This window comes from Pseudomonas sp. D3 (genome assembly GCF_029320995.1).
Taxonomy (GTDB): domain Bacteria; phylum Pseudomonadota; class Gammaproteobacteria; order Pseudomonadales; family Pseudomonadaceae; genus Aquipseudomonas; species Aquipseudomonas paraveronii.
This window is the reverse complement of record NZ_CP119772.1, coordinates 3,336,542-3,357,977: the sequence shown is the minus strand read 5'-3', so window position 1 is coordinate 3,357,977 and position 21,436 is coordinate 3,336,542. Positions and strand designations below refer to the sequence as shown.

Annotated in this window: 21 protein-coding genes; 11 read left to right on the top strand and 10 right to left on the bottom strand. The window is 60.4% G+C overall.

The window, feature by feature from the left end:
* The first annotated feature begins 108 nt into the window (after positions 1-108).
* The 3 genes from ccoN (at position 109) to P3S72_RS15325 (ending at position 2,528) form a co-directional block, all read left to right on the top strand.
* Positions 109-1,536 (top strand): cytochrome-c oxidase, cbb3-type subunit I, encoded by a 1,428-nt coding sequence (gene ccoN / locus P3S72_RS15335; protein WP_276192923.1) that lies wholly within the window; start codon positions 109-111, stop codon positions 1,534-1,536.
* A complete protein-coding gene (locus P3S72_RS15330; RefSeq protein ID WP_247403285.1) occupies positions 1,536-1,745 on the top strand; it encodes a cbb3-type cytochrome c oxidase subunit 3 in 210 nt (69 codons plus the stop codon). The genes ccoN and P3S72_RS15330 overlap by 1 nt, the downstream gene beginning before the upstream one ends.
* Positions 1,746-1,835: 90 nt before the next feature.
* Positions 1,836-2,528: an aspartate/glutamate racemase family protein gene (locus P3S72_RS15325; RefSeq protein WP_276192921.1), complete on the top strand. Its 693-nt coding sequence runs from the start codon at positions 1,836-1,838 to the stop codon at positions 2,526-2,528.
* Here the strand turns inward: P3S72_RS15325 and P3S72_RS15320 are convergent.
* The 3 genes from P3S72_RS15320 to P3S72_RS15310 form a co-directional block, all read right to left on the bottom strand.
* Positions 2,525-3,037 (bottom strand): GNAT family N-acetyltransferase, encoded by a 513-nt coding sequence (locus P3S72_RS15320; protein ID WP_276192920.1) that lies wholly within the window; start codon positions 3,035-3,037, stop codon positions 2,525-2,527. The genes P3S72_RS15325 and P3S72_RS15320 overlap by 4 nt on opposite strands.
* 75 nt (positions 3,038-3,112) lie before the next feature.
* Positions 3,113-4,252, bottom strand: coding sequence for a glycerate kinase (locus tag P3S72_RS15315; protein WP_276192919.1), 1,140 nt, complete (start codon positions 4,250-4,252; stop codon positions 3,113-3,115).
* A 91-nt stretch (positions 4,253-4,343) separates the two neighbouring features.
* Positions 4,344-5,450 carry a sugar diacid recognition domain-containing protein gene (locus tag P3S72_RS15310; protein ID WP_276192917.1) on the bottom strand — a complete coding sequence of 369 codons (1,107 nt, stop codon included), beginning with the start codon at positions 5,448-5,450 and terminating at the stop codon, positions 4,344-4,346.
* 161 nt (positions 5,451-5,611) lie between these two features.
* Between P3S72_RS15310 and P3S72_RS15305 the strand changes: the two genes are divergently transcribed.
* Positions 5,612-6,922, top strand: coding sequence for an MFS transporter (locus P3S72_RS15305; RefSeq protein ID WP_276192916.1), 1,311 nt, complete (start codon positions 5,612-5,614; stop codon positions 6,920-6,922).
* 48 nt (positions 6,923-6,970) lie between these two features.
* On the opposite strand, the gene P3S72_RS15300 is transcribed toward P3S72_RS15305, so the two are convergent.
* A complete protein-coding gene (locus P3S72_RS15300) occupies positions 6,971-7,675 on the bottom strand; it encodes an SDR family oxidoreductase (RefSeq protein WP_276192915.1) in 705 nt (234 codons plus the stop codon).
* Positions 7,676-7,776: 101 nt separating this feature from the next.
* On the opposite strand from P3S72_RS15300, the gene P3S72_RS15295 reads away from it, so the two are divergent.
* From P3S72_RS15295 to rarD, 3 genes are all read left to right on the top strand, one after another.
* Positions 7,777-8,679, top strand: a complete 903-nt coding sequence (locus tag P3S72_RS15295; protein ID WP_276192914.1) for a LysR family transcriptional regulator — start codon at positions 7,777-7,779, stop codon at positions 8,677-8,679.
* Between the two features lie 82 nt (positions 8,680-8,761).
* Entirely contained in the window at positions 8,762-9,772 is a 1,011-nt protein-coding gene (locus tag P3S72_RS15290) for an aldo/keto reductase (RefSeq protein WP_276192913.1), read from the top strand.
* Between the two features lie 157 nt (positions 9,773-9,929).
* Positions 9,930-10,811: an EamA family transporter RarD gene (rarD, locus tag P3S72_RS15285; protein ID WP_276192912.1), complete on the top strand. Its 882-nt coding sequence runs from the start codon at positions 9,930-9,932 to the stop codon at positions 10,809-10,811.
* 58 nt (positions 10,812-10,869) lie between these two features.
* Here rarD and P3S72_RS15280 read toward each other — a convergent pair whose 3' ends face one another.
* From P3S72_RS15280 to P3S72_RS15270, 3 genes are all read right to left on the bottom strand, one after another.
* Complete coding sequence (locus P3S72_RS15280; RefSeq protein WP_276192911.1) at positions 10,870-12,123, bottom strand: DUF6543 domain-containing protein; 1,254 nt, start codon at positions 12,121-12,123, stop codon at positions 10,870-10,872.
* A gap of 129 nt (positions 12,124-12,252) precedes the next feature.
* Entirely contained in the window at positions 12,253-13,329 is a 1,077-nt protein-coding gene (gene hppD / locus P3S72_RS15275; protein ID WP_276192910.1) for a 4-hydroxyphenylpyruvate dioxygenase, read from the bottom strand.
* A gap of 245 nt (positions 13,330-13,574) precedes the next feature.
* Complete coding sequence (locus P3S72_RS15270) at positions 13,575-14,498, bottom strand: DMT family transporter (protein WP_276192908.1); 924 nt, start codon at positions 14,496-14,498, stop codon at positions 13,575-13,577.
* A 78-nt stretch (positions 14,499-14,576) separates the two neighbouring features.
* Between P3S72_RS15270 and P3S72_RS15265 the strand changes: the two genes are divergently transcribed.
* The 3 genes from P3S72_RS15265 (at position 14,577) to P3S72_RS15255 (ending at position 17,638) form a co-directional block, all read left to right on the top strand.
* The gene (locus P3S72_RS15265; protein WP_276192907.1) at positions 14,577-15,491 is read left to right on the top strand and encodes a LysR substrate-binding domain-containing protein; all 915 of its coding nucleotides are present in this window, start codon (positions 14,577-14,579) and stop codon (positions 15,489-15,491) included.
* A 46-nt stretch (positions 15,492-15,537) separates the two neighbouring features.
* Positions 15,538-17,079 (top strand): EAL domain-containing protein, encoded by a 1,542-nt coding sequence (locus tag P3S72_RS15260; RefSeq protein WP_276192906.1) that lies wholly within the window; start codon positions 15,538-15,540, stop codon positions 17,077-17,079.
* A 196-nt stretch (positions 17,080-17,275) separates the two neighbouring features.
* Entirely contained in the window at positions 17,276-17,638 is a 363-nt protein-coding gene (locus tag P3S72_RS15255) for a histone-like nucleoid-structuring protein, MvaT/MvaU family (protein WP_247402038.1), read from the top strand.
* Positions 17,639-17,751: 113 nt separating this feature from the next.
* On the opposite strand, the gene P3S72_RS15250 is transcribed toward P3S72_RS15255, so the two are convergent.
* Positions 17,752-18,288: a DUF4946 domain-containing protein gene (locus P3S72_RS15250; RefSeq protein WP_276192905.1), complete on the bottom strand. Its 537-nt coding sequence runs from the start codon at positions 18,286-18,288 to the stop codon at positions 17,752-17,754.
* 197 nt (positions 18,289-18,485) lie between these two features.
* Here P3S72_RS15250 and gloA point away from each other — a divergent pair, with 197 nt between their 5' ends.
* Positions 18,486-19,007, top strand: a complete 522-nt coding sequence (gloA, locus tag P3S72_RS15245; RefSeq protein WP_276192904.1) for a lactoylglutathione lyase — start codon at positions 18,486-18,488, stop codon at positions 19,005-19,007.
* A 74-nt stretch (positions 19,008-19,081) separates the two neighbouring features.
* Here gloA and ahpF read toward each other — a convergent pair whose 3' ends face one another.
* Together ahpF and ahpC are read right to left on the bottom strand one after the other, a co-directional pair.
* The gene (gene ahpF / locus P3S72_RS15240) at positions 19,082-20,635 is read right to left on the bottom strand and encodes an alkyl hydroperoxide reductase subunit F (protein WP_276192903.1); all 1,554 of its coding nucleotides are present in this window, start codon (positions 20,633-20,635) and stop codon (positions 19,082-19,084) included.
* Positions 20,636-20,752: 117 nt separating this feature from the next.
* Positions 20,753-21,316: an alkyl hydroperoxide reductase subunit C gene (gene ahpC, locus P3S72_RS15235; protein WP_276192902.1), complete on the bottom strand. Its 564-nt coding sequence runs from the start codon at positions 21,314-21,316 to the stop codon at positions 20,753-20,755.
* Between the last annotated feature and the right edge of the window lie 120 nt (positions 21,317-21,436).

The following is a 21,436-nucleotide window of genomic DNA, read 5'->3' as shown; positions in this document are numbered from 1 at the left end:
TTTCACGTCGAATAATCTGATCCGTAGTAATGAGCTTTTTCTGAGACTGTTTTGTTTTACCCACACTTCCTACAGTGCCCGCCACTTGGAACCGTGGGAGGACTGAGCATGAGCACAGCAACAATCGGACAGGCTTATAACTATAAAGTCGTCCGCCAATTCGTGATCGCCACCATCGTATGGGGCGTTGTGGGCATGGCCATGGGCGTGTGGATCGCTTCGCAACTGGTCTGGCCGGAAATGAACCTTGATTTGCCCTGGACGACCTTTGGCCGGCTGCGACCGTTGCACACCAGCCTGGTGATCTTCGGGTTCGCCGGCAGCGCGCAATTCGCCGCCAGTTATTACGCAGTACAACGTACTTGCCAGGTGCGGCTGTTTTCCGACAGCCTCGCCGCGTTTACGTTCTGGGGTTGGCAATCGGTCATCGTGATCATGTTGATCAGCCTGCCGCTGGGCTACACCACCACCAAGGAATACGCCGAGATCGAATTCTCAGGCGCGGTGTGGATGACGGTCGTGTGGGTGGCCTACGCCATTGTGTTTTTCACCACGGTGGTGCGGCGCCAGACCCGGCACATCTACGTGGGCAACTGGTTTTTCGGCGCGTTTATCCTGGTGATCGCCATGCTGCACGTGGTCAACCACCTGGCGATTCCGGTGGACTGGTTCAAGTCCTACCCCGTGTATTCCGGTGCCACCGATGCGATGGTGCAATGGTGGTACGGGCATAACGCCGTAGGTTTTTTCCTCACCACCGGTTTCCTTGGGATGATGTACTACTTCGTGCCGAAACAAGTCGGGCGGCCGGTGTATTCCTATCGCCTGTCCATCGTGCATTTCTGGGCGCTGATCACCCTGTACATCTGGGCCGGCCCGCACCACTTGCATTACACGGCCCTGCCGGACTGGGCGCAGTCGCTGGGCATGGCGATGTCGCTGATCCTGCTGGCACCGAGCTGGGGCGGCATGATCAACGGCATGATGACCTTGTCGGGCGCCTGGCATAAGTTGCGCAGCGACCCGATCCTGCGCTTTTTGGTGTTGTCGCTGGCGTTCTACGGCATGTCGACCTTCGAGGGGCCGATGATGGCAATCAAGACCGTCAACGCCCTCTCCCACTACACCGACTGGACCATCGGCCACGTCCATGCCGGCGCGTTGGGCTGGGTGGCGATGATCACCTTCGGCTCGCTGTACCACATGATTCCCAAGGTATTCGGCCGCGAACAGATGCACAGCGTGACGCTGATCAACCTGCACTTCTGGCTGGCGACCATCGGCACCGTGCTGTACATCGCCTCGATGTGGGTCAACGGCATTACCCAGGGCCTGATGTGGCGTGCGATCAACGCTGACGGCACCCTCACCTACTCGTTTGTCGAGGCCTTGCAGGCCAGCCACCCGGGGTTTGTGGTGCGCTTTGCCGGTGGCGTGTTGTTCCTCAGCGGCATGCTGCTGATGGCCTACAACACCTGGCGCACCGTGCGGGTCGCCGACTTGCAGGTCGCGCAACTTGACGCGCGGATCGCCTGATGTGGGGCCTGCTGATGGTCGCGTGCCTGTATGGCGCGGTGGAGTACTGTTTGCGCGGTCAATCCGAGGAGACGCTGGATGAGGCCAGCCTGATTCCGTTCGCCGACGACCCGGAGGTGGCGCGCCGGGTGGAGTTGGCCACCGGCAAACAGATCCACGCGGTGGCACCGGAGCAAGCCAGGCCGGGCTGGGGCAATCGGGATATGTGAAACTGCTCCGGTGATTTGGCGCGCAACTGCGTATGACTAATCGGTGGCCGATGGGTAAGGTGATGCGATATTTCTTGTCAGGAGCATCGCATGCGCACCATCGGCCTGATCGGCGGCATGAGCTGGGAGTCCAGCGCCGAGTACTACCGCATCATCAACCAGCGCGTGCGCGACCAACTCGGCCCGCTGCGTTCGGCGCAATTGCTGATGTACAGCGTGGACTTCGGTCCGGTGGAGCAGGCCCAGCATGCCGGACGCTGGGACGACGCCGCGCTGATCCTGGAAGATGCCGCACGCCGCCTGCAAGCCGGGGGTGCCGAGTGTGTGGTGTTGTGTACCAACACCATGCATTTGGTGGCGCCGCGGATCGAAGCGGCCGTGTCGATTCCCTTTCTGCATATTGCCGATGCCGCAGGTTCGGCGGCCGTAGCCGCCGGCACGCTGACCGTCGGTTTACTCGGTACGGCGTTCACCATGGAACAGGACTTCCTCACGTCACGCCTCGCCGCCCAGGGCCTGAACGTGCTGGTGCCGAACGCGGAGGAGCGTCAGGCCGTGCACCGGATCATCTATGAGGAATTGTGCGTCGGCGTGATCAGCGAGGCGTCACGCCAGGTCTATCAGCGCGTGATTGCGTCCCTGGCCGCACGCGGCGCCCAGGCAGTCATCCTGGGCTGTACAGAAATCGGCCTGCTGATCAAACCCGAACACTGCGACCTGCCGCTGCTGGACACCACCGCGCTGCATGCGCAGGCTGCGGTGGCGTTCGCACTACAGGACTAAGCCGAGCGGCGCAGGCGCGCCATGCTCAGGGTGTCGACGAACACACCGTCGCGCAGGGCGTAATCGCGCAGCCGCCCTTCCACTTCGAAGCCGAATTTGCGGTACAGGTTGTGGGCCGCTTCGTTGTCGGCATACACCGTGAGTTCCACGCGGTGCAGGTTCATCCAGTTGTCGGCCACGTCCAGCGCGGCCGTCAACAGGCGAGAGCCCACACCTTTGCCTTGCCAGGCTGGCGTCACGCCCATGCCGAACGAGCCGACATGGCTCTGGCGCACGCGTAGGTACTGTTCCAGACCGAGTTGGCCGACCACTTCCCCGCCATGCAGCGCCACCAGTTGCAGGCGCCGCTCATTATCTGTCACCAGCTTGTTGCGCCACGCCTCGACGGACTGGAAAGGCATCTGTAGCACCTGACGGCACACGGCCGGCTCGTTGTAGAGCGCAGCGACGCCTTCAAGATGGGCCTCGGTAAAGCGCTGGATCACGATATGGGGTTCAGGTGCGTGCATTGTGTTTCATCCTTTGAAAGACACGTGGCAGGCCAGTGTAGGGGGCACGCTCGGGACATGGCTAGGACGCTGTTATCAGCACTCCGCTGCGCGGCGCCACAGCCGCGCAATATCCACCGCTCTCTCGCGCAACAAGCGCGGCGCCTCGCTGCAGGCCTGCTCCAGGCTCATCGGCCCGGACGGCAAGGCGAAAGCCGCATCCACGCCGTGGGCGTACATCTGCTCGTAGCCTTCACCCAGCGTGCCGGCGATTACGATCACCGGGACATGGTGGCGCTGGGCAATGCGCGCCACGCCGAAAGGCGTTTTACCGCGCAGCGTCTGGGCGTCGAAACGGCCTTCGCCGGTGATCACCAGATCGGCGCCGCGTACCGCTTCGTCGAGGCCGACCAGTTCGGCGACGACCTCTACCCCCGCACGGAACTGCGCACCGAGGAAGGCCTTGGCAGCAAACCCCAGGCCGCCGGCAGCGCCACTGCCGGGTTCGTCGCGCACGTCAGTGGGCAATACCTTGGCGCAGTGGTCGGCAAAGTGGCCGAGGGCCGCGTCGAGTTGTTCGACCTGCTGCGCACTGGCGCCTTTCTGCGGGCCGAAAATCGCGGAGGCACCATGGGCACCGCACAGCGGGTTATTCACGTCGGCGGCGATTTCAAAGCGCACCTGGGCCAGGCGCGGGTCGAGGTGTTCCAGGCTGATCCGCGCCAGATGGGCCAAGGCCAGGCCACCCGGGGCCAGGGCGTTATCCTCGGCATCGAACAACTGCACGCCGAGCGCCTGCATCGCACCGGCGCCGCCATCGTTGGTCGCACTGCCGCCAATCGCCAGGATGATGCGCCGGGCACCGGCGTCCAGGGCTGCGCGGATCAGTTCGCCGGTGCCAAAGGTAGTCGTGGAGCACGCGTCGCGCTGCCCCGGCGGGACCAATTGCAGACCGCTGGCTTCGGCCATTTCGATGAGTGCGGTGTGGCTGTCGGCGAGCCAGCCCCAATGCGCATCCACTGTGGCGCCCAAGGGGCCTTTCACCGACTGGCGCCGCAGCTCGCCCTGGCAGGCGGCGAGTACCGACTCCACCGTGCCTTCACCGCCGTCCGCCATCGGGCATTGGACCAATTGCGCCTCCGGCCAGACCTGCGCCAAGCCTTCGGCAATGGCCTGGGCGACACCTTCGGCACTCAGGCTGTCCTTGAACGAATCGGGGGCGATGATAATTTTCATGGGCTTTCTCCGGTTTTTATGACGCCCATGCTGCCAGTTGCCAGCGGCAATGACGCTGGTCCGATGCACAAGTACGAACCTGGCTTGTTGGTCATTCCGACAAAGTCTGGGGCAGCAACTGGACACCGAGGTACAGCGCGAGCATGCCGTCCAGGGTCAACGGGTCGACCCCGCTGAGTTCGGCAATGCGCTCCATGCGGTAGCGCAGGCTGTTGCGGTGAATGCCCAGCGCATCGGCACACGCCTGGCTTTGCCCGTCGTGTTCGCACCAACTGCGCAAGGTGGCCTGCAGTTGGCCGTTGTTGTCCTTGGCCAGCACTTTTCGCAGCGGGTTGAGCAATTCGTCCAGGGCATCGTCGTTGCGATGCCGCCAGAGCATCACCGGCAGGCGATAGCGGTTGAGGGTCAGCAGCCGCGAGTGCGGAAGTACGTCACGACCGTAGGCCAGCAAATCGCCCACACGCCGATAACAACGACGCAACCCCGCCAAACCATCGGCTTGCCCGCCGACCGCCACCCGCAGGATATTCCAGCCCAGGCCCTGGAGCTTTTCCAGCAGGCGTGGATTGTCCACCTGTACCGCCGCCGGCCGGCACCAGAGCAAGGAATACTGCGCGGAGCTGACGCACCAACTGTCTGGATAGCGCGACGTCAACCAGGCACTCAACGCCTCCGCCGTCTGCCCCGCACCCAACTCGAATAGATACGGTGTGCGCGCCATCTGCGGCTTGAGCCCCAGTTGCTGCGCCTCATCCACCAGACGCGGCGAGTCGCCGGTCTCGGCCAGCAGCAACGCCAGCAAATCGTCGCAGCGCTGGCGTCGCCATTGTTGCTCGGCTTGCTGATGACGGTGACTGACCAGCATTTCTGCCGTCATGCGCACCAGTTCGGCGTAAGTGCGCAGCCCCTCCGGTTCGCCGGTAATGCCGAGCACGCCGATCAGGCGCTGGTCGTGCATCAGCGGCAGGTTGATGCCGGGTTGCACGCCCTTGAGGTGTTTGGCGGTCTGCCCGTCGATCTCCACCACCCGACCATTGGCCAACACCAGTTGCGCGCCTTCATGCCGCGTGTTGATGCGCTCAGGCTCGCCGCTGCCGAGGATCAGGCCCTGGCTGTCCATGACGTTGACGTTATGCGGCAGGATCGCCATGGTGCGATCGACGATATCCTGCGCCAGGTCATGATCCAGCTCGAACATGGGGCTAATTTCCTTGAAAGCGAAGGTTGTTCATCGGCACAGCGCAAAGGATGCTTCACTGTGCGCGAGCACAAAGACAGCACCCCGCCAGGTGGCCGAGACTCATTGGGCGATCAACGTTACCCGCGCATCGCGAAAAATCATAATAAAGAGAGACTCCCATGTCACAGAGCGCCGCTGCCCCACTGGCCACCGATGACGATAAAAACGCCATCTACAAGCGCATTACCTTGCGCCTGATCCCCTTCATTTTCATCTGCTACCTGTTCAACTACCTTGACCGGGTAAACGTTGGCTTCGCCAAGTTGCAGATGCTCGATGCGCTGAAGTTCAGCGAAACCGTATACGGCCTGGGTGCCGGGATCTTCTTTATTGGCTACGTGCTGTGTGGCGTGCCGAGCAACCTGGCGCTGACCAAGTTCGGTCCGCGGCGCTGGATTGCCTTGATGATGATCGTCTGGGGCGCGCTGTCCACCTGCCTGCTGTTCGTCACCACGCCGACGCATTTCTATACGTTGCGCCTGTTTACCGGTGCCGCCGAAGCCGGCTTCTTCCCCGGTGTGGTGCTGTATCTCTCGCAGTGGTTCCCGACGTTCCGCCGTGGGCGGATCATGGCGTTGTTCATGTCGGCGATTCCGGTGTCCGGCCTGCTGGGCAGCCCGTTTTCCGGCTGGATTCTCAACCATTTCGGCACCGGCCAAGGCGGCCTCGCCGGCTGGCAGTGGATGTTCCTGTTGCAAGGCATCCCGACCGTGATTCTGGGCGCCCTCGCCTACTTCCTGCTCAGCGACAGCTTTGCCAACGCCAAGTGGCTCAAGCCGCATGAACGTGCGGTGCTGGAAGCCGACCACGCCACTGACTTGGCAAACAAGCCGAAAACCACCACCGACTCCCTCGCCGAAGTGTTCAAGAACCCGGCGATCTGGGCGTTCGGCCTGATCTACTTCTGCATCCAGAGTGGCGTCTACGCGATCAACTTCTGGCTGCCGTCGATCATCAAGAACCTGGGTTTCAGCGACAACCTGGTGATTGGCTGGCTCAGCGCGATTCCCTACCTGCTGGCCGCCGTGTTCATGTTGCTGGTGGGCCGCTCCGCTGACTTGCGCAAGGAGCGGCGCTGGCATTTGGTGGTGCCGATGTTGATGGGCGCTCTGGGCCTGGTGATCGCGGTGAATTTCGCCACCACCCCGGCTATCGCGATTCTCGGCCTGACCATCGCCACCATGGGCGCCCTCACCGGCCTGCCGATGTTCTGGCCGGTGCCCACCGCGATGCTCAGTGCGGGCGCGGCGGCAGGTGGCCTGGCGTTGATCAACTCGATGGGCCAGATGGCTGGCTTCCTCAGCCCGTATATCGTCGGTTTTGTGAAAGATGCCACCGGGTCCACGGATAGTGCGCTGTACCTACTGGCGGCGGTGATCGTCGCCGGCAGTGTGTTGGCATTGCGTATGACCCGGACCCTCAAGGTCTGACACGGGCGTACAGGTGGGGCAAGCCTGCTCCCACCTGTCATGCGGTGTTTACAACAGCCCGCCGCCGTTGATATCAATCACGGCGCCGGTCATAAAGCCATTCTCCATGGCCAATACATACCCCTCCGCCACTTCGTCGGCCTGCCCGACGCGCCCTACCGGCAATGTGCCCCCCACGCTGGCAAACATCGCCAGGCGCTGCGCTTCGTCCAACCCGGCATACGCCGGCGTGTCGATCACGCCAGGGCAGATCACATTGACCCGACGCGGTGCCAACTCCTTGGCCAATTGCTTGCCCAGGGCTTCAGTCGCGGCATTGATGCCGGTCTTGATGAACTGGCCGGGCGCAAATTTGCGGCCGAGTTGGCCGGAAGTCAGGCTGATGCTGCCGTGCTCGTCGAGGAACGGCAGCGCCCGTTGGATCGCGCGCAATGAACCCCAGAGTTTGACGTTGAAATTGTCTTGGGCTTCGTCCAGGTCGGTGTCGATCAGGTTTTTGGCGCGCACTGACGGGCCGGCGGTATAGACCAGATGATCAAAGCGCCCCACGGCGTCGAACAGGCGTTGCAGGGAGGCGCTGTCGGTGACGTCCACCGGTTCGCTGCGCACGCCGTTCTCGACGCCGGAGGACACCCGCCGTCCGGCCAGCACCACCTGTGCGCCATGCGCGGCTGCCGCCTTGGCCACCGCTGCGCCAATGCCGCTGCTGCCGCCGATAACGACGACAGTTTTGCCGCTGAGAGAATGGGTCATGAAGAAATGTCCTGCGTCAGAAAGTGAAGGTTCATCTTCCCAGCTTGGCAATCGGCGAAAAATCCCGGTAAAACGACAAGATATTTAAAGGATTTTTACAAATGAGCTCGATTCTCGACCTGGAAATCTTCGTGCGCACCGCCGACACCGGCAGCCTGTCGGCGGCCGCGCGCAGCCTCAGCCTCACGCCAGCCGCCGCGAGTATTGCGCTCAAACGCCTGGAAACCCGCCTGGGCATACGGCTGCTGGCGCGCTCCACCCGCAACATGCGCCTGACCGAGGAAGGCCGGCGCTACCTGGACAGTGTGCGCGTGGCGCTGGAAGCCTTGTCTGAGGGTGAGCAGGCGATCAAGCAACACGGCCAAAGCCTGAGTGGTTGGCTGCAATTGGCTGCGCCTTCGGATTTCGGGCGCAACGTGCTGTTGGGCTGGCTGGATGAATTCAAGCTGGAACACCCGAACATCCGCGTTCAGTTGTTGCTTAACGACAGTAACGCCGACCTGTTCCGCGAAACCGTCGACATCGCCCTGCGCTTCGGCGTACCCCGCGACTCCAGCCTGGTGGCGTTGCCGGTGGTGCCAGGCCACCGGCGCATCGCCTGCGCCAGCCCCGCCTATCTGGCGCGCCATGGCGCACCGAGCACGCCGGCACAGCTGACGCAACACAACACGCTGCGCTACATGCGCCAGGGACGGGCCAACAACACCTGGTACTTCCGCCAAGGCGCCGAGCTGCAGGAGGTCGACGTGACGGGCGACTATTTGAGCGACGACGGGGAAATCGTGCGGCGCTGGGCATTGGCCGGGCATGGCATTGCCTATAAAGCCAACCTGGATATCGCCAGCGACATCCAGGCCGGACGCCTGGTGCCGCTGTTGACCGACTGGCAGGGCGAACCCACGCCCTTCAACCTGATGTGCCCGCATCGCCTGCAAGTGTCGGAACGGGTGAAAGTGCTGCATCGCTTCCTCCAGGCACGTTGCCAGAGGCTGCTGAGCACATGAAGAAACACGCCCGGGGGCTTGTTCCAGAGCCTGCGAGTCTGGTATTGCATGGCACACGTTTTCCTGCCTTGAGGAGCTTTCCATGATTTACCGCACATTGGGCCAGTCCGGTTTGAAGGTCAGTGCCTTGACCTTGGGCACCATGATGTTTGGCGAACAGACCAACGCCGAAGACTCGCTGCGCATCATCGACAAGGCCTGGGACCAGGGCATCAACTTCATCGACACCGCCGACGTTTATACCGGCGGACGTTCGGAAGAGCTGGTTGGTGAAGCCATCGCCCGTCAGCGCCAGGACTGGGTGGTGGCGTCCAAGGTCGGCTTTGGCCCGCCGGACGGTTTGCCCAACCGCAGCGGTTTGAGCCGCAAGCGTATTTTCAACGCGCTGGAAGCCAGCCTTACCCGTCTCGACACGGATTACCTGGACATCTACTACCTGCACCGCGAAGACCACAACACCCCGCTGGAGGTCACCGTGTCGGCGATCGGCGACCTGATTCGCCAGGGCAAGATCCGTTACTGGGGCCTGTCCAACTACCGTGGCTGGCGCATTGCCGAAGTGATTCGCGTGGCCGAGCGCCTGGGCGTGGACAAACCGGTGATCAGCCAGCCGCTGTACAACATCGTCAATCGCCAGGCCGAGGTCGAGCAAATCACTGCCGCAGCCGCCTATGGTTTGGGCGTGGTGCCCTACAGCCCGCTGGCCCGTGGCGTGCTCAGCGGTAAATACGCACCCGATGTGACACCCGAGGCCGGCAGCCGTGCCGCACGCCAGGACAAGCGCATTCTGGAAACCGAATGGCGGGTGGAGTCGCTGCGCATTGCCCAGCAGATCCAGCAATATGCCCAAGGGCGTGGCGTGGGGATTGTCGAGTTCGCAATCGCCTGGGTACTGAACAACGCGGCCGTCAGCTCTGCGATTGTCGGGCCACGTACCGAGGCGCAGTGGGATGCCTACACCGGCGCGCTGGATGTGAAGCTCACGGCTGAGGATGAGGCATTTATTGACTCGCTGGTGACGCCAGGGCACTCGTCCACTCCCGGCTTCAATGATGTCGGCCATTTTGTCTCCGGCCGCATGTCGCTTACGTAACCCCCGGAAGATCGCGGCTCACTGCCCTCCCGCCGGGGGCAGTGAAAAATACCTGCATGAAACGCCCCAAAACAGAGCGCCGCTCTCACGCTAAAAGCACTATATTCCCCTGCTGAAATCCCCCTCTTTTGTATCCAACGGTTTTCGCGAGGACAGCGTGTCTAAAGGTGTTGTGTTATCGGTCTTGGCCTCGGTGCTGTTTGCCGTGATGTATTACTTCACGTCGCTGCTGACCCCCTTGAGTGGCCTGGAGATTTTCGGCTGGCGCATGTTACTCACCATGCCGTGCATGACGGTGTTCATGCTCGTCAGCGGCGAATGGCGACGGGCATGGGACGTGCTGCGGATGCTGGCGGCCAGGCCGCGACTGATTGGCGGCATCGTGGTGTCCTCGGCGCTGCTCGGCGCGCAATTGTGGTTGTTCATGTGGGCGCCGCTGAATGGGCGCAGCCTGGATGTGTCGCTGGGCTATTTCCTGCTGCCGCTGACCATGGTGCTGACCGGACGCCTGGTGTATGGCGAACGCCTGTCGCGGCTGCAACAGATCGCTGTCTTGTTTGCTGCCCTTGGGGTACTTAACGAGCTGTATCAGGCCGGTGGTTTTTCCTGGGCCACGCTGGTGGTGATCATCGGCTACCCGGTGTATTTCGTGGTGCGTAAATACCTGACCACCGACCATTTGGGCGGGCTGTGGCTGGACATGGCGCTGATGCTGCCGGTGGCGTGGTGGTTTGTGCAGAGCGGTGAACAGGGCTTTGTGGTGATGGAGGCCCACCCGAAGTTGTACGCATTGATTCCGATGCTGGGCGTCATCAGTGCCTCGGCGCTGGTGAGCTATATCATTGCCAGCCGTTTATTGGCATTCAGCCTGTTCGGGCTACTCAGTTATGTGGAGCCGGTCTTGTTGCTGGGGGTGGCGTTGTTGTTGGGGGAAGGTATCAAGGCGGGCGAATGGTTGACGTATATCCCGATCTGGCTGGCGGTGATGGTACTGGTGTACGAGGGCTTCAAGCACCTGGTGCGTCAGCGCAGGCCATGAGTGAACGAGCGGATGTCGGTGGTGGGGGCATCCATTCCCTCCGAGGCTATGTGGCGACTTAACCGATTCGCACCTGAGCCGTTGGTTGCTCAGGCGTGCCGAACTGCTTTTCCAGTAAGTCGGCCACGGTATTCAGTTGCTCCCTCCTTTTGCCGTAAATCGGGATGCTGCTCTGCACCTCATTGCCTATATCTTCCAAGGCGGCATCCATCACTTCTTTCTTAACGCCAAACAGATTGCCAAGCCGATTGTTTTGGTTCAGCTCAAGCAATGTCCCCGTGACCGGGTTCTTCGCGATTTTCTCGACCGAGTAAGCCACGTCTTCAGGAACGCCCAACTCTTTCAGCGCCGTCCCCAGGCCATGGCCAGGGTTTCTGAGCTGTTTGAGGAACTCATCGTAGAGCCCACTTCGATTATTGGCGCCCACATTGTCCAGGGCAACATTGCGCAGATTCGCGTTGTATCTCTCACGCGTCATCTTTACGAGCGGCTCGTTATTGTTCAGCCCGTTACGCACCAAGTACTGTCCGTCTGCGGCACCGCCATGCAGGTTGCCGTAAGCATCATAATTGTAAAGCACCTTATTTCCATCCGCGCGCGTCCCGACGTAGGTGGCCTTGCCGTCCGGCGACAGGTTGTAGAGCTGCGTATTGGTTAAGCCATTGACGGGCACCGGCGGGGTGCTGGCGTCTTTGTGCAGGCGCGTAAAGATGTCCCCCTTCTCATGCGCATAACTGCCGACCACCGTATCGGGATCGCCGGCGGCAAATTTTTCCAGCACCTGCTTGACCCGTTCCACTTGCTTTGGCGCCGCGTCACTGGCGAAGTGTGCGGCAAACGTGTCCCGCGCCTTTGGATCGCTGAGCGACGCCTTGAGCCAGGCAGTCATTTGCTCAGGGGTATTGAATGCGTGAAACGATTGGCCTTCTTTCTCCGGCAAATACATCAAAAAGTTCGGACCTTCGGCGGTCGCCGGCGTGCGCTTGACCATTACGAGGTCGTTGGATTGCGCGCCATCGACGGCGAAGGTAGACACCTGCACCCCAGGCGCTCCCGGCTTGTCGGGCCTGACGGCGGCATAAGCCAGCGCGCGCCCCCCGGTGCTCAGCGAACCGTTCTGGAACTCTGACTGCACACGGTCCATGTAGGTTTGAAACGCCAGGTCGACTGGGTCCGAGTCGCTGACCGAGCGGGTGCTGCGAGTGGACGCGACGGGCTGACTGTGCGTGTAAGGCGTAGACGTCTGTGGGTTTGCATAGGACGTATTGATCATAAAGAGGATCTCGGCGGCATGAACACTGAAGTACGGCATCCCTGCATCAAGGGGCAGGCTGTTTCCTGCAGTCCTGTCATCTTTGTGGGCGCTGGTCGAGATACGGTTCCGCACAAAAAAAGCCCGGCAGAGGCGACCTCTACCGGGCTTGTGGTGACGACAACGTGATCAGTCGGCGGTCAATACACCGCGACGCACCTGGTCACGCTCGATGGACTCAAACAGTGCCTTGAAGTTGCCCTCGCCAAACCCATCATCGCCCTTGCGCTGGATGAACTCGAAGAACACCGGGCCCATCAGGGTTTCCGAGAAGATCTGCAACAGCAGGCGTTTGTCGCCTTCAATGGACGAGCCGTCGAGCAGGATGCCGCGCGCTTGCAACTGGTCCACCGGCTCGCCATGGTTCGGCAGGCGGCCTTCGAGCATTTCATAGTAGGTATCCGGCGGCGCAGTCATGAAGCGCATGCCGATTTTCTTCAACGCGTCCCAAGTCTTGACCAGGTCGTCGGTGAGGAACGCCACGTGCTGGATACCTTCACCGTTGAACTGCATCAGGAACTCTTCGATCTGCCCGGCGCCCTTGGACGACTCTTCGTTGAGCGGGATGCGGATCATGCCGTCCGGAGCGCTCATGGCCTTGGAGGTCAGGCCGGTGTACTCGCCCTTGATATCGAAATAACGCGCTTCACGGAAGTTGAACAGCTTCTCGTAGAAGTTGGCCCAGTAGGCCATGCGCCCGCGATACACGTTGTGGGTCAGGTGATCGATGACCTTGAGGCCGGCGCCGACCGGGTTGCGCTCCACGCCTTCGAGGTAGACGAAATCGATGTCGTAGAGCGAGCTGCCTTCGCCGAAGCGGTCGATCAGGTACAGCGGCGCACCGCCGATGCCTTTGATCGCCGGCAGGTTCAGCTCCATCGGCCCGGTTTCGATATGGATCGGCTGGGCGCCCAGTTCCAGGACGCGGTTGTAGGCCTTTTGCGAATCCTTCACGCGAAACGCCATACCGCACACCGATGGGCCGTGCTCGGCCGCAAAGTAGGAGGCGATGCTGTTGGGCTCGTTGTTGAGAATCAGGTTGATCTCACCCTGGCGATACAAGTCGACGTTCTTGGAGCGGTGGGTCGCGACTTTGCTGAAGCCCATGATCTCGAAGATCGGCTCCAGGGTGCCGGGTGTGGGCGATGCGAACTCGATGAATTCAAAGCCCATCAGGCCCATTGGGTTTTCGTATTGGTCAGCCATGTTCGGCGCCTCTTCATTCTTGTGATGAACGGATGTCAATTGCCAGCAAGGATGAAGCAGGAGGGAGGCGCACACGAGAGACCTCGCACGCTACGGGCGAGGAAGTCACCAAAGATCAGGGGGGAGCCGAGTAGCTTCATGGTTACATCAGTCTCTGACGGCTGAGGCTTGCGTGAGCGCAAGTCCATATTCTTGTATGCGTAAACCGATTCTACACAGCGTAACAGTATTTGTCCGCCCTCTTATCAAATCCCCATTGGCCTGGCCGCAGCAAGGGGTTTGTTGCACAGGTAGATGCCAAGCAGGATCACCGCGCCGCCCAACAACATGGGTGGGGTCAGTTGCTCATCCAGCAACACCGCGCCGCAAATGACCGCGGTCAGCGGATTCAGGGCGATAAACACACCGGCGCGGGTCGCGCCGATTCGGCGAATACCGTCGTACCAGCCGATATAGGCCACCGCCGAGCCCACCACCCCGAGATACAACAGGCCGAGCAGTTGCGGCAGATGGACGGCGGCCAGCGCATTCAGAGTGATCCCGCCACTGATGAGGGTGGTGATCATCAGCATCCCCGTGCCCAGCAGAATCGACCAGGTAACCGTTTGCAAGGGGCCCAGGCGTTGGTTGAGCTCACGCGAACACAACGAGTACACGCCCCACCCCACCACGCAGCCGAAGATCAGCAAATCGCCGCGCCAGGCGTTGTCTACCGCCTGCAACAGTTGGGGGTTGCGACTGACAATCACCGTGCCCGCGCCGGCCAGGCACAAGGCAATCCCCAGCCACCTGGCTGCACCCAGGCGCTCCTTGAACAGCAACCATGAAGCCACGCCGATCACCGCTGGGTTCAAGGCGACAATCAAGGAGGCTCGCGATGCATTGATGTAATGCAGGCCGTAAAAGAAACACAGGTTGTAGAAAAAGATGCCGAAAAAACCCAGCACGGCCAGACGCACGAACTGCCTGGCGTCTGGGCGGCTCAGGCGCACGCGTGCGCAGGCCATAAAGGCCAATAGCGCAACACTCGCCAATAGAAAACGCAGTGTCGCTGCCAGCAGCGGCTCTAGGTCGGTGGCCAGATAGCGGCCGGCCACGAAAGTCCCGCCCCAGATCATGGTCACAGCGGCGAGCTTCAGGTAGGTCCAGTGGTCCGGAGAAGAGGTCATCGGTGGGTTGCTCTGTGGCTTGCGGGATTGGCGTATCCTCCAGCTAATGATCAATCATCGTAAAATGAGTAAATACTCATGACACTCACGCAATTGGAAATATTCTCCCGGGTCGCAGAACTGCAGGGGTTCACCAGCGCGGCCCATCGCCTGGGGATCAGCCAGTCCGCTGTGTCCCACGCCATCAAAGCCCTGGAGCAAGAGCTGGGCGTCGAGCTATTTCGACGCCATCAGTCCCAAGTTGAACTCAGCGACATCGGCCGGCAACTGCTGATGCGCGCCCGCACACTGCTCGGCGTGGCCGACACCTTGCAGCAGGAAGCCTGCGACGCGCGCGGGATGAAGCGCGGCACCCTGCGCATCGGCTCTTTCGGCCCCACCTCATCCAATCGCCTGCTGCCGCGCATTTTAAAGCGCTACCGGATGCAGTATCCGGGCATTGAAGTGCATGTCGACGAAGGCCCGGATCGCCAGGTGATCCAATGGCTGGATGAGCGGCGTATCGATGTAGGGTTTGTAGTGTTGGAGCACGAACGATTCGATACGTTTGCGCTATTCAAAGACCAGATGGTCGCCCTTTTGCCCGCAGCCCACCCCTTGGCCGAACGCTCATGCGTGGCGTTGAAGGCGCTGTGCGCTGACCCGTTCATCCTCACTGAAGCCGGTTCGCTGGAGCTGGTCTCGCGACTGTTCGACACGGCTCGGCTGAGCCCGAAGGTGCGATATCGCTGCTCGCAACTGCTCAGCACCCTGGAGGCGGTGAGCCGTGGTGACGGCGTCAGCGTGGTGGCCCAGGCGTCGTTGCCCGAAACGCCGGATGCGCGCTACACCGTGCGTCCGCTGTCTCCGCCGGTCAGCCGCGAAATTGGCCTGGCGGTGCTGGATCAACGCCAGTCGACGCCTGCGACCCTGGCCTTCATTCGCGTAGCGCAGAGCGTAGATTTCTCAGCTGCGGCGAGCTTAATCGGGCCCGGCCATCTATCATCGAGTTAATCGTGTGCCGCCCGGCACGCCCCATCCCACGACAGACCGTCCGCCCATGCCCCTGACCGTCAACGCCCCGAGAAAGCGCGCCACGCGCTATCTGATTACCGCGCTCAGCGCACTGCTACCGATCGGTGTGGGCGTGGTCATCCTGCATTGGCAGGCTGAACACACCCTGCAACAAAGTACCGCGCAGACGGCCCAGGAGGCGGTGCGCCAGTTCGACCTGATGCTCGACAACACCGCCCTCGCCGCCCAGGCGTTACTGCCGCTGGCCGGTCAGCCGTGTAACAACGGGGTAAAACTGGCACTGCGTGAACAGGTCACGCGCCGGCCATTTGTAAGGGCGACCACCTTGTCCTGGCAGGAAAACATCTATTGCAGCTCCCTGTTCGGCGGTGGTTACGAATCACCGGTCAACCCGGAAGATTATGTCAATGGGCGCTTATGGTTGATGAATGGCAATCCGGTCACACCGGATACCGCGCTGTTGGTATACCGCCTGGTCGACGGCGATAAAGGCGCATTTGCATCGATTGACGGCTATCACCTGAGCAACGCCCTGCGCCTGATCAGCCACAACGCAGAGCTCGTCCTACAGGTCGGGCCTCACTGGATGAGCGCTGACGGCAAGGTGCGCGACAGTGCGCTGCCGGTGTTTGCCGTGGCCCACCACCACCTGGCGTCCACGCGTTATGGCTACAGCGTCGACGCGGGCATGCCGGCCGGGGAAGTCTGGCGCTATCTGCAGGATCGTTACCCGGCGCTGTTCATCCTGGTGGGATTCTTTGGCGCACTGGCGGGTGCGTCGGCTCATTGGTTGCAAAAACGCTCGTCAGCCCCGACCCACGAACTGCACCGGGCCTTGGGTGCCAATGAGTTCATCGCCTATTTCCAGCCGGTGGTACGCGGCGATACGCGCGAGTGGGCTGGCTGCGAAGTCCTGATGCGCTGGAACCACCCCAAGGAAGGCCTGGTGCGGCCGGACCTGTTTATTCCACTGGCTGAGGACTGTGGCCTGATCGTGCCCATGACTCGCGCGCTGCTGCGCCAGACGGCGGCGCAATTGGCGCCGCATGCCGAGCGTTTCGCCCGCGGTTTCCATATCGGCGTGAATATCACCGCCCGTCATTGTCAGGACCTGGCCTTGGTGGAGGACTGCCGGGAGTTTCTCGCTGCCTTCACGCCTGGCCAGGTGATCCTGGTGCTGGAGTTGACCGAACGCGAACTGATCAAGCCTACCGACATCACCCGCCGCCTGTTCGATGCGCTGCACGAACTGGGGGTGATGATTGCAATCGATGACTTCGGCACCGGTCACTCCAGCCTGACCTACTTGCGTAACTTCAATGTCGACTACTTGAAGATCGACCAGAGCTTTGTCGCCATGATCGGTGTAGATGCACTCTCGCGGCATATTCTGGACAGCATCATAGAGCTCTCCGGCAAGCTCGACTTGGGCATCGTTGCCGAAGGCGTGGAAACAATCGAGCAATGTGAATACCTGGCAGCACAAGGCGTGGATTTCCTGCAGGGTTACCTGTTCGGGCGCCCGCTACCCTGCGATGAGTTCATTAAATCTCTGACCAGCCATTGAATAGCCATCTACCGCGCCGATGAAAGAGTGTTAATTAGCTAAAGACATGATTTACTCGTGGCGGATTAACTACTACAATTTTTCATACCTGTGCAGAACTCGCAGGAAGGCCTCTTTCTCGAGTCGCCTTACCGCTCTTGGCTTATAGCGTTATCTGCAGTTGATATCAGCCAAATACACTATTGGAGTAAATATTTTGTCCAGACTCGCCGAATTTCGCGCAGCAGAAAAAGCCCTTCAAGAGCAGCTTGCCCAGCTGGAATCCCTGAAGAACGACGCTGGCCTGAAGAAAGAAATCGAATTCGAAGAAAAACTGCAAGCGTTGATGAAGAGCTACGGCAAGGGCCTGCGCGACATCATTTCCATCCTTGATCCTAACCCAGGCAAGGCCGCAGCGAGCGCGACCGCACCAAAACAGCGCCGCGCGCGCGTGGTCAAGGTTTACCACAACCCGCACACCGGCGAACTGATCGAGACTAAAGGCGGCAACCACCGCGGCCTGAAAGCCTGGAAAGAACAGTATGGCGCCGCCACTGTAGATTCCTGGCTTCGCAGCTGATCGAAAAGGCATTTACAAAGAGCCCCGCAATAGCGGGGCTTTTTTGTTTAACGGTTCGAATGCGAACTTAAATAACATTTCACTTCGTTCAAAAATGTTGGGGACAGCGCCTTTCAAAGTTTCAGACTGTCGCGCACCGAACGGACTTCATCCTTGCTCGCTTCGTATGCTTGCGCCTGGCCCGCGTATGAAAAAACAAAGGCTTTATCGGTATCAACAGCGCCAACCAATGTTTGCGAGAGTACGTGCCGGCCGTTCTCGGTAATCACGCAAGTAGTTTCCAGCGCTTCAAGACGGCTCAATGTTGTAGGACGCATCTTGCTGCACACACTTTGATAGCCGCCCTGGGCAAAATCTTTCTGGATGGACTTGCGCATTTCCAGTAACACGCCCTCAAGATTGACCGCATGCCCGGCCTCGATCGGGGTACCCGTCAACTCCATGACCATCACTGTCGCGCCATTTTCATCATTCTTTATTGCCCGCTGCCGAGACACGTTTTGAGTGCTGGCTGGCGCCTCTTTATCAGTGACCACTTCTTCGATTTGCCAGCCACTGGGCCAGAGGACTTCCGGTTCGGCCGCCAGCACCAAGGGGCTACTCAACAGCAAACACAACGCGCTCAACAGCGGTGTACGACATTCGATCATTGCAAAAACACCCCAGGTTCAAGCGCCAAAGTTTGCGGCCCAGCCCCTGCGGGTCGCAAGGCCTGCGTGACCTTTTTCATTTGGCGCAGTGGGCGGGCCTTGCGTATCATGGCCCAGCTGCACGAATGCTTGCCGCAAGCCAAGGGAACGCACCTCTCATCTCAAACCGCGTTTGCCCCATTTTTTCTGGAGGGTCCATGAGCCTGCACGATCTGAACACTTTCCCGGGCGTCACCGCCCAACCTGACACCGCCACCTCGAACTTCGTGTTCAATCACACCATGTTGCGGGTCAAGGACATCACCAAGTCCCTGGATTTCTACACCCGTGTCCTGGGTTTCTCGCTGGTAGAAAAACGCGACTTCCCGGAAGCGGAATTCAGCCTGTACTTCCTGGCGCTGGTGGACAAGGCCCAGATTCCGGCGGACGCCGCCGAGCGTACCCAGTGGATGAAATCGATCCCAGGCATCCTGGAACTGACCCACAACCACGGCACCGAAAACGACGCCGACTTCGCCTATCACAATGGCAACACCGACCCACGTGGCTTTGGCCATATCTGTATTTCGGTGCCGGATATCGTGGCTGCGTGCGAGCGTTTCGAGGCCCTGGGTTGCGACTTCCAGAAGCGCCTGAACGATGGCCGCATGAAGAGCCTGGCGTTCATCAAGGACCCGGACGCTTACTGGGTTGAGATCATTCAGCCAGCGCCACTGTAAACATCCCAGGCCATAAAAAACCCCATGCTTACACATGGGGTTTTTCATTTCCGGGCCGGATTTTATGCTGGCGCCTAGCTACGGATCAGGTGATCAAAAGCACTCAGGGACGCCTTGGCGCCCTCGCCCACCGCAATCACGATCTGCTTGTACGGCACAGTGGTCACGTCACCGGCAGCGAAGATGCCTGGCAGTGAGGTTTCGCCACGTGCGTCGACAATGATCTCGCCACGGGGCGACAGTTCGACCGTGCCTTTGAGCCAGTCGGTGTTCGGCAACAAACCGATCTGCACAAAGATGCCTTCCAGGTCGATGGTCGTGAACTCGCCGTTGTCGCGATTCTTGTACACCAGACCAGTGACTTTCTGGCCATCGCCTTTAACCTCACTGGTCAGCGCGCTGGTGATCACGTCGACGTTAGGCAGGCTGAACAGCTTGCGCTGCAACACAGCGTCGGCGCGCAGCTTGCTGTCGAACTCAAGCAAGGTGACGTGGCTGACGATACCGGCCAGGTCGATGGCCGCTTCAACGCCGGAGTTACCGCCGCCGATCACCGCCACGCGCTTGCCCTTGAACAGTGGGCCGTCGCAGTGCGGGCAGAAGCACACGCCCTTGGCTTTGTATTCCTGCTCACCCGGCACACCCATTTCACGCCAGCGGGCGCCGGTGGCCAGGATCACGGTCTTCGACTTAAGCGTCGCACCGCTTTCAAAGCGAATTTCGTGCAAGTCACCGGCATTCTTCGCCGGCACCAGGCTACTGGCACGCTGCAGGTTCATGATGTCCACGTCATACTGACGCACATGGGCTTCAAGCGCGCTGACCAGCTTCGGCCCTTCGGTTTCCTGCACCGAGATAAAGTTCTCGATGGACATGGTGTCCAGCACCTGGCCGCCAAAACGCTCCGCCGCGACACCGGTACGGATACCTTTGCGCGCAGCATAAATAGCCGCCGCCGAACCGGCCGGGCCACCGCCGACCACCAGCACATCGAATGCCGCCTTGGCACTGATCTTCTCGGCGGCTTTTTCGATGCCGCTGGTGTCGAGCTTGGCGAGGATTTCTTCCAGGCCCATGCGGCCCTGGCCGAAGTTCACCCCGTTGAGGTAGACGCTTGGTACAGCCATGACCTGACGCTCATCGACTTCGGCCTGGAACAGCGCGCCGTCGATGGCCACATGATGGATGTTCGGGTTCAGCACGGCCATCAGGTTCAGCGCCTGGACCACGTCCGGGCAGTTCTGGCAGGACAGCGAGAAGTACGTCTCGAAGCTGAACTCGCCTTTGAGGGCGCTAATCTGTTCAATCACTTCGACACTGGCCTTCGACGGGTGGCCACCGACTTGCAGCAGGGCCAACACCAGCGAAGTGAATTCATGGCCCATGGGGATGCCGGCAAAACGCAGGCTGATATCGGCACCCGGGCGGTTGATGGAGAACGAGGGCTTGCGCGCATCGTCACCATCGGTTTTCAGGGTAATCAGCGTGGTGAGGCTGCTTACGTCCTGCAAAAGAGCCAGCATTTCCTGGGACTTCGCGCCGTCATCGAGGGAGGCGACGATCTCGATCGGCTGGGTGACCCGTTCCAGGTATGACTTCAACTGAGCTTTAAGATTGGCGTCCAACATACGGGCGATTCCTTTTGATTCGGTAAAAAAAACGCCCGAGCGAATCTCGCCCGGGCGTTTTTGAGGGCGGTTGCAGCTTACTTAGGTGCGGAATCCCGCCCTTGATGTGTCACAGACTTAGATCTTGCCGACCAGGTCCAGAGACGGAGCCAGGGTGGCCTCGCCTTCTTTCCACTTGGCTGGGCACACTTCGCCTGGGTGGGCAGCGACGTATTGAGCAGCTTTGATTTTGCGCAGCAGCTCGGAAGCGTCACGGCCAACACCGCCGTCGTTCAGTTCAACGATCTTGATCTGACCTTCCGGGTTGATCACGAAAGTACCGCGATCTGCCAGGCCGGCGTCTTCGATCAGCACGTCGAAGTTGCGGGAGATGGTCAGGGTTGGGTCGCCGATCATGGTGTACTGGATCTTGCCGATGGCTGGCGAGGTGTTGTGCCAGGCAGCGTGGGCAAAGTGGGTGTCGGTAGAAACGCTGTAGATCTCGACGCCCAGCTTCTGGAATTCGGCGTAGTTGTCAGCCAGGTCTTCCAGCTCGGTTGGGCAAACGAAGGTGAAGTCGGCCGGGTAGAAGAACACTACCGACCATTTGCCTTTCAGGTCAGCGTCAGACACGTCTACGAAGTTGCCGTTTTTGTAGGCGGTCGCTTTGAACGGTTTTACTTGGCTGTTGATGATAGGCATCGTTGACTCTCCGTCAGGGGTTAGTAAGTTGATGAGATGAATCCTACCCACTCTTGCGGCCGATGGCTCATTGGCAAACCTGATGCTCGCGATTGGCTTTCTCTATCAACTGACAGTATT